Source organism: Pseudomonas xantholysinigenes, from assembly GCF_014268885.2.
GTDB classification, from domain to species: domain Bacteria; phylum Pseudomonadota; class Gammaproteobacteria; order Pseudomonadales; family Pseudomonadaceae; genus Aquipseudomonas; species Aquipseudomonas xantholysinigenes.
The window spans coordinates 923526-936617 of record NZ_CP077095.1; the positions used below are offsets into that span (position 1 = coordinate 923526).

The 13092-nt window shown below is 65.0% G+C and carries 11 protein-coding genes; 6 read left to right on the top strand and 5 right to left on the bottom strand.

The window, feature by feature from the left end; genetic code table 11:
* The first annotated feature begins 73 nt into the window (after window positions 1–73).
* The 4 genes from HU772_RS04290 (at window position 74) to HU772_RS04305 (ending at window position 5106) form a co-directional block, all read left to right on the top strand.
* The gene (locus HU772_RS04290) at window positions 74–1630 is read left to right on the top strand and encodes an MFS transporter (RefSeq protein ID WP_186660212.1); all 1557 of its coding nucleotides are present in this window, start codon (window positions 74–76) and stop codon (window positions 1628–1630) included.
* A gap of 26 nt (window positions 1631–1656) precedes the next feature.
* Window positions 1657–2745, top strand: a complete 1089-nt coding sequence (locus HU772_RS04295; RefSeq protein WP_186660214.1) for an HlyD family secretion protein — start codon at window positions 1657–1659, stop codon at window positions 2743–2745.
* Window positions 2742–4208 (top strand): efflux transporter outer membrane subunit, encoded by a 1467-nt coding sequence (locus HU772_RS04300; RefSeq protein WP_186660216.1) that lies wholly within the window; start codon window positions 2742–2744, stop codon window positions 4206–4208. Before HU772_RS04295 ends, HU772_RS04300 begins: the two co-directional genes overlap by 4 nt.
* A 103-nt stretch (window positions 4209–4311) precedes the next feature.
* A complete protein-coding gene (locus tag HU772_RS04305; RefSeq protein WP_186660218.1) occupies window positions 4312–5106 on the top strand; it encodes an SDR family NAD(P)-dependent oxidoreductase in 795 nt (264 codons plus the stop codon).
* A 74-nt stretch (window positions 5107–5180) separates the two neighbouring features.
* Here the strand turns inward: HU772_RS04305 and HU772_RS04310 are convergent, their stop codons facing one another.
* The 4 genes from HU772_RS04310 to HU772_RS04325 all read right to left on the bottom strand — a co-directional run bounded on the left by HU772_RS04310 (window position 5181) and on the right by HU772_RS04325 (window position 10034).
* Window positions 5181–6872, bottom strand: a complete 1692-nt coding sequence (locus tag HU772_RS04310; RefSeq protein ID WP_186660220.1) for an alpha-keto acid decarboxylase family protein — start codon at window positions 6870–6872, stop codon at window positions 5181–5183.
* 45 nt (window positions 6873–6917) lie between these two features.
* The gene (paaK, locus tag HU772_RS04315) at window positions 6918–8249 is read right to left on the bottom strand and encodes a phenylacetate--CoA ligase PaaK (RefSeq protein WP_186660289.1); all 1332 of its coding nucleotides are present in this window, start codon (window positions 8247–8249) and stop codon (window positions 6918–6920) included.
* Between the two features lie 156 nt (window positions 8250–8405).
* The gene (locus tag HU772_RS04320; protein WP_186660222.1) at window positions 8406–9548 is read right to left on the bottom strand and encodes an acyl-CoA dehydrogenase family protein; all 1143 of its coding nucleotides are present in this window, start codon (window positions 9546–9548) and stop codon (window positions 8406–8408) included.
* 72 nt (window positions 9549–9620) lie between these two features.
* Window positions 9621–10034, bottom strand: coding sequence for an acyl-CoA thioesterase (locus HU772_RS04325; RefSeq protein WP_186660224.1), 414 nt, complete (start codon window positions 10032–10034; stop codon window positions 9621–9623).
* Window positions 10035–10538: 504 nt separating this feature from the next.
* Between HU772_RS04325 and HU772_RS04330 the strand changes: the two genes are divergently transcribed.
* Window positions 10539–11279 (top strand): SDR family NAD(P)-dependent oxidoreductase, encoded by a 741-nt coding sequence (locus tag HU772_RS04330; protein WP_186660226.1) that lies wholly within the window; start codon window positions 10539–10541, stop codon window positions 11277–11279.
* Window positions 11280–11324: 45 nt separating this feature from the next.
* The gene (locus HU772_RS04335) at window positions 11325–12239 is read left to right on the top strand and encodes an HpcH/HpaI aldolase/citrate lyase family protein (protein ID WP_186660228.1); all 915 of its coding nucleotides are present in this window, start codon (window positions 11325–11327) and stop codon (window positions 12237–12239) included.
* Here the strand turns inward: HU772_RS04335 and HU772_RS04340 are convergent.
* A complete protein-coding gene (locus HU772_RS04340) occupies window positions 12219–12890 on the bottom strand; it encodes a TetR/AcrR family transcriptional regulator (RefSeq protein ID WP_186660230.1) in 672 nt (223 codons plus the stop codon). The two genes, HU772_RS04335 and HU772_RS04340, sit on opposite strands and share 21 nt — an antisense overlap.
* Between the last annotated feature and the right edge of the window lie 202 nt (window positions 12891–13092).

Sequence of the window (13092 nt, forward strand, 5' to 3'; positions counted from 1 at the left end):
TTTCCCGGAGTTCTATAGCCATGCGTGCCTATCTGCCTTGCCCCGCCCCTGCCCGTGCCGCCGGGGCCAGGCCATGACGTCGCTGGCCGCCACGGCTGGCGTGGCCGCACCGGCGGCCGCCGCAGCCCCGGCCCCGGCCAAGCCGGCCGCGCCACCGGCGTTCGGCCCGCGCATCGTGGTCGGCCTGGTTGGCGTGTTGCTGGCGGTGCTGTGTGCCGGCCTCAACGAGATGGTCACCAAGATGGCCCTGGCCGATATCCGTGGCGGCATGGGCATCGGCGCCGATGAAGGCTCGTGGCTGGTGGCGCTGTACTCGGCGACCTCGGTGTCGGCCATGGCCTTCGCGCCCTGGTGCTCGGTGACCTTTTCCCTGCGCCGCTTCACCCTCTGTGCCATTGGTGCGTTCGCCGTGCTCGGCCTGCTGTGCCCGTTCGCGCCCAACCAGGAAACCTTGATGGTGCTGCGCACCTTGCAAGGCTTCGCCGGTGGCGCCCTGCCGCCGATGCTGATGAGCGTGGCGCTGCGCTTCCTGCCGCCGGGCATCAAGCTCTACGGCCTGGCCGGCTATGCCCTGACCGCCACCTTCGGCCCCAGCCTTGGCCTGCCATTGGCCGGCCTGTGGACCGAATACGTGGGTTGGCAGTGGGCTTTCTGGCAGATCATCGTGCCCTCGCTGCTGGCCATGGCCTGTGTGGCCTGGGGCCTGCCACAGGATCCCCTGCGCCTGGAACGTTTCAAGCAGTTCGACTGGCGCGGCCTGTTGCTGGGGTTGCCGGCGATCTGCTCGATCGTCATCGGCCTGTCCCAGGGTGATCGCTACGGCTGGTTCAACTCACCGCTGATCTGCTGGCTGCTCGGCGGTGGCCTGGCGCTGCTGGTGCTGTTCATGATCAACGAATGGTCCCACCCGCTGCCGTTTTTCAAGTTGCAGATGCTCACCAACCGCAACCTCACCCACGCGCTGATCACCTTGGGCGGCGTGCTGGTGGTGCTGTCGGCGGTGATCATCATTCCGTCGAGCTTCCTCGCCCAGATCCAGGGCTACCGTCCGGCACAGACCGGCCCGGTGATGCTACTGGTGGCCCTGCCGCAACTGCTGGCCCTGCCGCTGACCGCGGCGCTGTGCAACATCCGCGCGGTGGACTGCCGCTGGGTCCTGGCCACCGGCCTGGGCATGCTGGCGATCTCCTGCTTCGGCGGCACCTTCGTCACCTCGCAGTGGATCCGCGACAACTTCTACGTGTTGCAGCTGTTCCAGATCTTCGGCCAACCCATGGCGGTGATCCCGCTGCTGATGCTCGCCACCGGCGGCATGACACCGCAGGACGGCCCGTTCGCCTCGGCCTGGTTCAACACCATCAAGGGCCTGGCCTCGGTGGTCGCCGCCGGGGTGCTGGACGCGCTGACCACCAGCCGCCGGCATTTCCACTCGAACATGCTGGTGGACAACCTGGGCAACTCGCCGCTGGTCGACGGCAACGCCGCCGGCCTGGCCAAGCGTATTCACGAACAGGCCGTGGTCCTGACCTCGGCTGACCTCTACCTGTGCATGGCACTGCTGGCGCTGGCGCTGATCGTGCTGATTCCCTTCGTGCCTACCCGGATCTATCCACCCCGCGCGGTGGCATAGCGTTCTTGTTGAGAGAGAAAGACATCATGAGCATAAGTAAAAACCAGAAACTGGCCTTGATCGCGGCGGCGGTCATCGTCGTCGGCGGCATCGCCTTCAGCGCCTTGCCTTCGCTGTTCGGCGCCGGCGGCGTGCAGTCGACCAACGACGCCTATGTCTCGGCCGACTACACCGTGGTCGCGCCGAAAGTGGCCGGTTTCATCACCCAGGTCCTGGTGGAAGACAACCAGCAGGTGAAGGCCGGGCAGACCTTGGCGCGCATCGACGACCGTGACTTCCAGGCCGCCTTGGCGGCGGCCGAGGCCCAGGCGCAGATGGCTCGCGCGCAACTGCAAAATGCCAAGGCCACCCTCGAGCGCCAGGCCTCGCTGATTTCCCAGGCCGAGGCCGCCGTGGCCGCCGACAAAGCCGAACTGGCGTTCTCCAGCCATGAGCTGACCCGCCACACGCGCCTGGCCGAGCAGGGCGCCGGCACCGTGCAGAACGCCCAGCAGGCGCGCAGCCGGGTCGACCAGGCCCAGGCACGCCTGACCAACTCCAGCGCGGCCCTGGCGGCGGCGCGTAAACAGACCGATATCCTCAGCGCGCAACTGCAGGCCGCCGAGGCCGGGCGCAAGCATGCCGATGCGGCACTGGACCGGGCTCGCCTGGACCTGTCCTACACCACCATCGTCGCGCCGATCGACGGCATGGTCGGCGAGCGCGCGGTGCGCATTGGCTCCTATGTGCAGCCCGGGGCGAAGATGCTTTCGGTGGTGCCGCTGCAGCGCGCCTACGTGATCGGCAACTTCCGCGAAACCCAACTGACCCATGTGCTGCCGGGCCAACGCGTGGAAGTGAGCGTCGATACCTTCCCCGGCGAGCGTCTGCGTGGCTACGTGCAGAGCGTCGCGCCGGCCACCGGCCTGACGTTCGCGGCGGTCAAGCCAGACAACGCCACCGGCAACTTCACCAAGGTGGTGCAGCGGATCCCGGTGAAAATCGTCTTCGACGCCGACCAGCCGTTGCTGCAGCGCCTGCGCGTGGGCATGTCGGTGATCGCCGACATCGACACCCGTAGCGAAGCGGGCCAGGACACCCGGGGCAAGGCCAACCAGGAGGTCAGCGCCCGATGAAGCTTGCACGCACCGGCACGCCCTTGCTGTTGGGCGCCACCTTGGCCCTGAGTGCCTGCACCCTCGGTCCGGACTTCCACAAGCCCGCCTCGACTGCGCCGGCGGCCTGGCCTGCGTTGCAGGAAAAGGCCGCGCCCAGCCAGCCGCAGAGCACGCCGCTGGAGGCGCGTTGGTGGGAGACCTTCCATGATGCGCAACTGACGGCGCTGATCCAGCGCGCGGTGGAGCGTAACCTGGACCTGCAAATCGCCACCTCGCGCCTGATGCAGAGCCGTGCGCTACGCATGAGCATCGCCTCCGAGCAGTACCCGTCGGTTGACGTCAACGCCGGCTACAGCCGCACGCGCAACAGTGCCGAGGGCCTTGCCGATCCGTCCGGCAAGAATGGCAAGTCGGCGTTCAACCTGTGGCAGGGCGACTTCGTCGCGGCCTGGGAGCTGGACCTGTGGGGCCGGGTACGCCGCGAAGTGGAAGCGGCCGATGCCAGTGTCGAGGTCGCCGAAAACGACCGCCAGGGCGTGCTGCTGTCGTTGCTGGCCGACACCGCCAGCACCTACATCCAGCTGCGTTCGGTGCAGAGCACCCTGGCCGTGGTCCGCGAGAACCTCGACGTCTCCCGGCATTCGCTGCGCCTGTCGCAGATGCGCCTGAGCGACGGCGTGGCGACCAACCTCGATGTGGCCCAGGCCGCCGCCCAGGTGGCGGCGGTCGAGGCGCGCCTGCCGACCCTCGAAGAGCGCCAGGCCCAGTTGATCAACGCCCTGAGCCTGCTGGTGGCCGAGCCGCCGCGCAGCTTGCAGAACGAGTTGCTGACCCCCGGCGAACTGCCGCGCACGGCTCAGCGCTTCGCCATGGGCCTGCCGTCGGAGCTGGCCGAGCGCCGGCCCGACATCCGTCAGGCCGAGGCGCGGCTGCACGCGGCTACTGCCAGCATTGGCGTGGCCAAGGCCAATTTCTATCCGAGCATCCGCCTGTCCGGCAGCGCTGGGTTCCAGTCGATGCAACTGTCGGACTTCGGTAACTGGGACTCACGGCGCTTTGCCATCGGGCCTCAGTTGAACCTGCCGATCTTCGAAGGTGGGCGGCTCAAGGGCGTGCTCGAACTGCGCGAGGCGCAGCAACAGGAAGCGGCCTTGCAGTACCAGCAGACGGTGCTGCGCGCCTGGCACGAAGTCGACGATGTGCTGCGCCAGTACAACGCCAGCCAGTTGCGCCGTGACCTGCTCGAGGAGGCGGTGCGCCAGAGCCGGGTGGCCCTGGACAACGCCAAGCGCCAGTACGTGGAGGGCGCGGTGGATTTCCTCAACGTGCTGACGGTGCAGAGCGCGTTGCTGGCCAACCAGGAGCAGTGGGTGGAAAGCAGCGCCGCCACATCGTTGTCCATGGTGGGGTTGTACAAGTCCCTGGGCGGCGGTTGGCAATCGTTTGCGCCGATGATGCAAGCCAAGGTTGAACGCGATTGAACGCAGCGCTCAAAGAGCCATGAGGCCCGCCGCCAACAATGCTTGCGTTGTTGGCGGCGTGTCGTTTTTGGGAACAGATATCATCCAGAAAAAGGACGCAGGTATGAATATTTCCTTGCACGGCAAAAGTGCAATCGTCAGCGGTTCCACGGCCGGCATAGGGTTCGCCGTCGCTTTTGGCTTGGCCGAGGCGGGTGCGAATGTGGTGATCAACGGCCGCGACGAAGGCCGGGTCAAGCGCGCGATCAAGAAAATCACCGACAAGCTGCCCGGCGCCAGGGTCTCCGGCGTGGTGGCCGACCTGGGCACGGTCGAAGGTGTGAAGAAGCTGATCGCCAAGGAGCCGGAAGCCGACATCCTGGTGAACAACCTGGGTATCTTCGAGCCCAAGGGCTTCTTCGAGATCAGCGATGAAGACTGGCAGCATTTCTTCGAGGTCAACGTGATGAGCGCGGTGCGCCTGTCGCGGCATTACGCCCAGGGCATGAAAGTGCGCAACTGGGGGCGGGTGCTGTTCATGTCCAGCGAGTCGGCGCTGCAGATTCCGACCGAGATGATCCACTACGGCACCACCAAGACCGCGTTGCTGGCGGTGTCCCGTGGCCTGGCCGAGACCCTGGCCGGTACCGGGGTGACGGTCAACGCCGTGTTGCCGGGGCCAACCCGCTCCGAGGGCGTGGGTGGTTACTTCGAGAAGATGGCCGACGAGGCCGGCAAGCCGGTCGAGGAACTGGAAGCCAGCTTCATTGCCGAGCACCGTTCCAGCTCGATCATCAAGCGCCTGGCCACGGTGGAAGAGGTTGCCAGCCTGGTGGTCTACCTGGCCTCGCGCCAGGCCAGTGCCACCACCGGCGCGGCCATGCGCGTGGATGGCGGCGTGGTGCGTTCGATCGCCTGATGCAAAAAGCCCGGGCGGTCATTGCCGCCCGGGCTTTGTTGTTGTCGCGATTGCCGGAGAGCACCGGCGCAGGGTCAATGCGCCAAGGTTGGCTGGCTCAGGGCCGGCAGCCCATAGTCGAACTCGGCGAACAGTCGGGCGAAGCGCTTGAGCGACTCCGGCGCGTCCATGCGCTCCATGACCACTTCGATGAATACCAGCGTGTCGCAGGCTTCAGCCTCGATCAACGCCACTTCCAGTTGGTCCTCGGTATGCACGGTGAAATGCCGGGCCCGCTCGCGGGTGTCGAGCACCTTGGGCAACTGGGCATAGCGCCATGGGTTGATGTCGTTGTAGCTGGAGTTCTCGCCGAGGATCAGGCGCTCGATGGTGTAGCCATCGTTGTTGATCAGGAAAATGATCGGCTTGAGATCGTGGGCCAGGATGGTCGACAGTTCCTGCACGGTCATCTGCAACGAACCGTCGCCGATGAACAGCATCTGCCGGCGCTGCGGCTGGGCCAGCAGGGTGCCGAGCAGGGCTGGCAGGGTATAGCCGATCGAGCCCCAGATCGGTTGGGTCAGGTAGGTCACCCCACGCGGCATGCGCAGGCCGTTGAGACCCGCCGAGGAAGTGCCGCTCTCGGCGATGATCAGCTCGTCGCCACGGATCAGGTGGGCGATGCGCTGCCAGAAACGCAGCTGGCTCAGCGGGTGTTCAGGCAGCGCGCGGAACGCTGCCGGGCCACTGAACGGTGGCACCTGGCGTGGCGCGGCCTGCATCAGCGGAGGTTGCTGTACCAAGGTTTCCAGCACCTGGCGCATGCTCACCGCGTTGTAGTGCACCTTGGCCATCGACGCGGCGTAGGGCTGCAGCTGGATCAGCGCGCCATCCTGGAATTTCTGCGAGAACAGCGCGGTGCTGACATCGGTGAAACGCGCGCCGATGCTCAGCACGCAGTCGGCCTGCTCGATCGCCTCGCGCACCGCTGGGGCACTGCCAGCGCCGGCATAGGTGCCGAGGAACAGGTGGTGGGTTTCTGGCAGCATGGCCTTGGCCGGCGGCAGGTTGGCGAACGGCAGCTCGAGGCGTTCGATCAACTCGAGCACCTGGTCGGTCAGGCCGAAGCGTTCGACGTCGATGTCCACCAGCACCACGGGGTGGCTGGCCTTGGCCAGGCGTTCGCGCAGCTGGGCCACCACATGTTGCAGCTGGCCCGGCTCGCTGCGGGCTTCGCACAGTTGCAGCGGGGTGTCGGGCACTTCGATGTGCAGGTAGGCGAGGTCCGACGGCAGTTGCAGGTACACCGGCCGGCGCTCGCGCAGGCAGGTCTGCAGCACCCGGTCGATCTCCTGCGCGGCGTTTTCAACGGTGATGCGCGCCTGGGCCACGGTGAACTGGCGCACGGCAACCATGATGTTGTCGTAGTTGCCGTCGGCCAGGGTGTGGTGCATGAGCGCGCGGTCGATGATCGCGTGCAAAGGCGGCATGCCGGAGATCATGACCACCGGGACCCGCTCGGCATAGGCGCCGGCGATGCCGTTCAGGGCGCTCAGGTCGCCGACGCCATAGGTGGTCAGCACGGCGCCGAAACCTTGGGCGCGGGCATAGCCGTCGGCGGCGTAGGCGGCATTGAGCTCGTTGCAGTTGCCGATGAAGCGCAGGTCCGGCATGACCTCGACTTGTTCAAGCAAGGTCAGGTTGTAGTCGCCGGGCACGCCGAACAGATGGCGGATACCGAGTTCCTGCAGGCGACGCAGGAGAAAGTCGCCGATGGTCATGTCCATGTTGGAATCAACCTCGTGGGTCCGTTACGGAGGGTTACCGGGCCGTCAGCGCGTGCCGCGCAGGTCGAAGACCTTGCCGGCCTTGCCTTCGGAGCGTTTCAGGGAATGGCAGGGGTTGAGCACGATGCGGGTGCTGATGCCGACATGCACCTTGATCCGGTGGCTCAGTTGCTGGCACGCCGCATGTTGTTCTTCGTTGCTCAGGCGGCTGTGTTCCGGGCGCAGCTCGACCTGGACGGTGAGGGCGTCGAGGTTGCCTTCGCGGCTGACGTGCAGCTCGTGCACGGGGCTGAAGATGAACAGGTTCAGCAGCTGTTCCTCGATCTGGCTGGGAAACACGTTGACCCCGCGGATGATCAGCATGTCGTCGCTGCGTCCGGTGATCTTGTCCAGCCGGCGCATGGCGCGGCCGTTGCCGGGCAGCAGGCGGGTCAAGTCGCGGGTGCGGTAGCGCACCATCGGCAGCGCTTCCTTGCTCAGGGTGGTGAGCACCAGCTCGCCGAACTCGCCGTCGGGCAGCACTTCGCCGGTTACCGGGTCGATGATTTCCGGGTAGAAGTGATCTTCCCAGAGCGTCGGGCCGTCCTTGGTGTCCAGGTGTTCCATGGCCACGCCTGGGCCCATGACTTCCGACAGGCCGTAGATGTCCAGGGCCTGGATGCCCAGGCGTTGCTCCAGCTCGCCGCGCATCTGCTGGCCCCACGGCTCGGCGCCGAAAATCCCTACCCGCAACGACAACGCGCGTGGGTCCAGGCCCTGGCGTTCGATCTCTTCGGCGATGTTGAGCATGTACGACGGCGTGACCATGATGATGTCGGGCTGGAAGTCGCGGATCAGCTGGACTTGTTTCTCGGTCTGGCCGCCGGACATCGGGATCACCGTGCAGCCGAGCTTCTCGGCGCCGTAGTGCGCGCCCAGGCCACCGGTGAACAGGCCGTAGCCGTAGGCGATGTGGATGCGGTCGCCACGCTGGCCGCCGGCGGCGCGGATCGAGCGGGCTACCAGCGACGACCAGACATCGATGTCATGCCGGGTGTAGCCGACCACGGTGGGTTTGCCGGTGGTGCCGCTGGAGGCGTGCAGGCGCACCACCTGGTCCATGGGCACGGCGAACAGGCCGAACGGATAGTGTTCGCGCAGCTCGGCCTTGCTGGTCAGGGGGAAGCGGGCCAGGTCTTCCAGGTTGTTCATGTCCTTGGGGTGGATCCCCAGGGCCTGGAACTGCTCGCGGTACCAGGGCACGTTGGCGTAGGCGTGCTCCAGGGTGACGCGCAGGCGTTGCAGTTGATGGGCGCGCAGCTGGTCGACGCTGGCGTGTTCGAAGCGGTCGTCGACCGGCTCGGCGAAGGCGGCGGACGAGGTGCTGTGCAAGGGCATCGATGGGATGGGCATCGGGTCTGCTCTCTTTGTGTTGGGCGCAATGGAAGGCAGGCAAAGCCCCAGTGCCGGGCCACGCCAGGCCCACCCCGGAAGGGGCGCACCTGGCGTGCCGGCAGGGCATGAAAGGGCTTGCGGGCTGCGGTCTCGACCGTTTCAGACGGCCTGTGTCAGGCGCAGCAGCTGGTTGAAGATGTTCTTCTGGTGCATCTCTTCGGTGCCGCCGACGCTGGCGAAACCGAGGGCATCCTTGACCAGGTTGGCGACGTCGCCTTCGTGGTAGCCCAGGCTGCCGTACAGCTTGAGCAGGCTGATGGCGCTGTTGATGAAGTCCTGCGCGGCGCCGAGCTTGGCGATCGAGCAGTTCATCAGGGCCTGGGGTTGGTCGTTGAGCAACTGGTCGAGGGCGGCATAGGCCATCCAGCGGTTGCGTTCGATGCCCATGGCCAGGTCGACCAGGCGCTTCTGCACGTACTGGTGGTTGTCGATGGTGCTGTTGAAGCTTTCGCGCTTGGCCGCGTACTGCATGGCCTCGGCGAGGAACGGCGTGGGCAGGTTGGCCGCCACCAGGCCGTAGTACAGGCGGCCCAGGGAAATGATTTTGATCAGCTGCTGCAGGCCACGGCCGGGTTCGCCAAGCACTTGGCTGGTTGGCACGTGCAGGTTGTCGAAGTGCAGAGGGCCGGTCGGCAGGTGCTTGTTGCCGAGCTTGTCGTCAGGCTGGCCGCGGGTCAGGCCCGGGGTGTCCTTGTCGATCATCACCAGGGCGATATTGGCCTTGGCGTCGGTGTCCAGCTTGGTGACGATCAGCATGAAGTCGGCCACGGGGGCGTGGGCGATGTTGAACTTGCTGCCGTTGAGGCGGTAGCCATCTGCGGTCGGGGTCAGCAGGCTGTGGATGCTGCGCACGTCGGTGCCGGTGCCGGGTTCGGCAATGCCGGTGGCACTCAGGGCGCCATTGAGGATCGCGGTGAGGTAGCGGTCCTTCTGTTCGTCGTTGCCGTACAGCATCAGGGCGCGGACCATGCCGGCCTGGGCGATCACCGAGAGCAGCAGTTCGGGGGTGCGGATCGACGAGGCCAGGCCTTCGAGGGCGGCGGTGAAGCCCCACCAGTCCTCGCCCAGGCCACCATGGCTGGCGGGGATGACCAATTGCCAGAGGCCAGCATCGCACAGGCGTTGCCAGCCGTAATGATCGAAACCAGGTTCGGCGCTGCGGCGGGCTTCGGCCAGCTCGGCGCCGATGGCGCGGTATTTCACCAGCAGTTCATGTTGCTGGGGCGTCCAGGAAAATTTCATCGCGAGAGTTCCTTTGCAGTCTGCTCGCCGGCCGCCAGGCGCCCGGCGAAACCATCATCCCTGAGCCCGGGCTCAGCCTTCCTGGAATGCCAGGACCTGGTCCTTGAACGCTTGCGGTACAGGCACGGTGGCCTGTTTGTCGTAGTCGAACATCACGTGGTACGACTTGGCCTTGGCGACGATTTCCTTGCTGTCGTCCGAGCGGCGCATGATGTGCTCGATCTCGAAGCTCTTGGTGCCGAACTTGACCACCGAGCTGGTGACCACCAGGGTTTCGCCGTACATGGCCTGGGCCACGTAGTCGCACTCGCTGCGCACCATGATGTGCGGCAGTTTTTCGCGCTTGGGCAGGTTCAGCAGGTCGTGCATGTAGCACAGGTAGGCGTGCTGCATGTAGTCGTAATAAATCGGGCTGCTGACATGGCCCATGGAGTCGGTGTCGCGGTATTTGATTTCAATGACGGTGTCAAAACCCTTGGTGCTCATTGTGAACGTCCTTTTATATGAGGGTGGAGAGAGAGTTGTCATTATCTTGAAACTTTTTTGTCTCATGTCAGTGCCGGTGAAGTGCGACTGAAATATAAAGTTTCAAAGTGTTTTAAATCCTAAGCAGCTTGCCCGGCGATGGCTACTCGCATTCTTATAACTGACTGTTGTGCTCTGTTATATGGGCGCTGTGGGCCACGAAATACGCGGTCTTGCGGGGTTTTTTCGAGGCGCGTCACGGCCTGCCTGCGCGCTGCGACGATCGGGCGCAGGGAAATTTAAAATGAATTGGGAAAAGCTCGCGTTTTCACCGTGGCGACGAGTATCGCCACTGTTTATTTAGCGCGAATTGAAAATGCGAGTTTATATTCAGTGGGGCTGGATGAGGGCCCTGTTATTAGGCTGGATTGAATGCGAGTAGTTGAGTTGTATACATTCTTTTAGCATGTCGAAGAGCGTGCCCAGCTGCGAGCGGGCACTGTTGTCGCAAGGAGTGCTTTCGATATGTTGGAACAAACCAAGGTGGCGGTGGTGACCGGTGCCGCCAGTGGCATTGGTGCGGCGACCGCCCGCCTGCTGGCCGCCGATGGCTACCGGGTGGCGTGCCTGGACCTGGATGCCCAGGGCCTGGCCGCGACCCTTGACGCCATTGGCGCGCAGCATCGGCATTATTGCCTGGACCTATGTGACGAACAGGCCGTGGCGCAGGCGTTCAGCGACATCGAACGCGTGTTCGGCCGTGTCGATGCGCTGGCCACCTGTGCCGGCGTGGTCGACACCAGCGCCTTCGACGCCTTGAGCGTGGCGCGCCTGCGCCAGTTGCTCGACATCAACCTGATCGGCACCTTCAGCGTGGTCCAGCAGGCCGTGCGGCTGATGCCCGCTGGTGGGCGCATCTGCACCGTGGCCAGTGTCGCCGGCATCCGCGGCGGCGGCCTGGCCGGTACGCTGGGCTACGCCACCAGCAAAGGCGCGGTGATCACCCTGAGCAAAGGCCTGGCCCGTGAACTGGGGCCGCGCGGCATCAATGTCAACTGCGTGGCCCCGGCAGTGATCCGCACGCCGATGCTCGACGACACCACCCGGGTCGCCGGCAAGCTCGAGCAACTGCATGGCATGACAGCCCTGCGCCGCGAAGGCAGCGCCGAGGAGGCCGCCGAGGTGATCGGCTGGCTGCTGTCGGGTAAGTCGTCGTTCGTCAGTGGCACCACCATCGCCGTCGACGGCGGTTTGGCGATGCTCTAGCGCTGCCACGCATTCCCCTCTTTATCTCTACTACAGGACGTCATCATGGCTGTTTCCAAGGACAATCCCCTGGCGCTTTGCCGCACCTTCCTTTTTATTCCCGGCGCCGACCAGGCTGCTTTGCTCGATGCATTGAACGGCGACGGCGACGTGCTGGTGCAGGAGCTGGAAGACTTCACCCCGCCTGAGCGACGCGCCGAGGCGCGCCAGATCGCCGCGGGCGTCATGCAGCACTGGCGTGAATGCGGGCGCATTGCCTCGGTGCGCATCAACCCGTTCGAGACCTGCGGCCTGGAAGACCTCGAGGCGGTGATGGCGGCGCGTCCGCAAGTGGTGATGATGTCCAAGGTCGAGTCGCGCGAGCAAATGGCCCTGCTGGACTGGCACATCACCCGCCTGGAAGGCCAGTACGGCATCACCCCAGGTTCGACCCTGATCGTGCCGAACATCGAAACGGCCCTGGGCGTAGTCCGGGCTATCGAGATCGCCCATGCCACCCCGCGCATCAAGGCGATGCTGGTGGCCACCGAGGACATGGTCGCCGATCTGGGCGCCGGCCGCAGCCGCGCCGGCACCGAGTTGTTCTACCCACGCTCGCGCTTTCTGCTCGAGTGCGCGGCGGCGGGCGTGCTGGCGATCGACTCGCCCTACACCTTCGCCGACGATGAAGGTGCCGAGGCGGACATGCAATTCGCCCGTTCCATCGGCTACCAGGCCAAGGGCGTGGTCAACCCGGCGCATGTCGCCGTGGCCAATCGCTACCTGACCCCGACGGCCGCCGAGGCCGAGCTGGCGCAACGCCAGATCGACGCCTTCGAGCACGCTACCCGCTCGGGTAGCGTGCGCGCCGAGGTCGATGGCCTGGTGGTGGAAGTGCCTAGCTACCTGCAGTCGCGCCGGCTGCTCGAGCGCTACCGGCAGCTCTTGCAGGTCCAGGCGTCACGCGGCACCCAGGTGTGAATGGGTGACAACACCCTTGGCCAGGTAACCGGCCTGGGTGAAGCTGCTGTGCGGACTGGCGCACAGCAGCCCGGTCACCGAACAGCAGATCGCGTCTTCGATGCCGGCCTGGCTGATCTGCGGCGCGTCCAGGGTGTAAGCCTTAACCATCGACATGATCATCTGCGCGGTCAGCCAGGCGGCTGATTGCAGGTTGCCCTGGGTCAGACGCCAGCGTTGCAGCAGGCATTCCATCGAATGGGTAATACGTGCCTGGTGCTCGCTGCTGCCAATGCTGAGGAAGGCGAAGTCCTTGTCCAGCATGCGGTGCAGCTCGGGCTCCTGCAGGTGCAGTTGCAGCAGGCCACGCACCAGCAGGGTGATGTGGCTTGGCAGGTCGGCCACATCCTGGCGTCCGGCGACGTCAAGGATGATCTGGTTCACCGCCTGGGCGTGGCGCTCGTAAAGGGCGGCGATCAACGCGTCCTTGTTGGGGAAATACTGGTAGACCGAACCGACACTGACGCCGGCGCGTTCCGCGACCAGGTTGGTGTTGGTTCCCGCATAGCCGTGCTTGACCACCACCGTGGCGGTGGTCTTCAGGATGGTCTCGACCATCATCCTGGAACGGGCTTGCGTGGGGACTTTGCGAGGAAGTTGAGCGTGTTTCACGAATGACTCCAGAGTTTACCTGTATGCATTTGTGAGAAAGACTGCCAGCCAGACCTTGGGGCTCCGATCCTGGAGGTTTCTCCCTGATTGCTTTTGAGCCGGCAGTGTTTCTCCCCCGCAAAATGGGCCCCGCAGGGCAAATTTCAGCGGGAGATGACACTAATGTCTGGTGTGGCCGTTCAAATGCGATAGGGATTCTTGG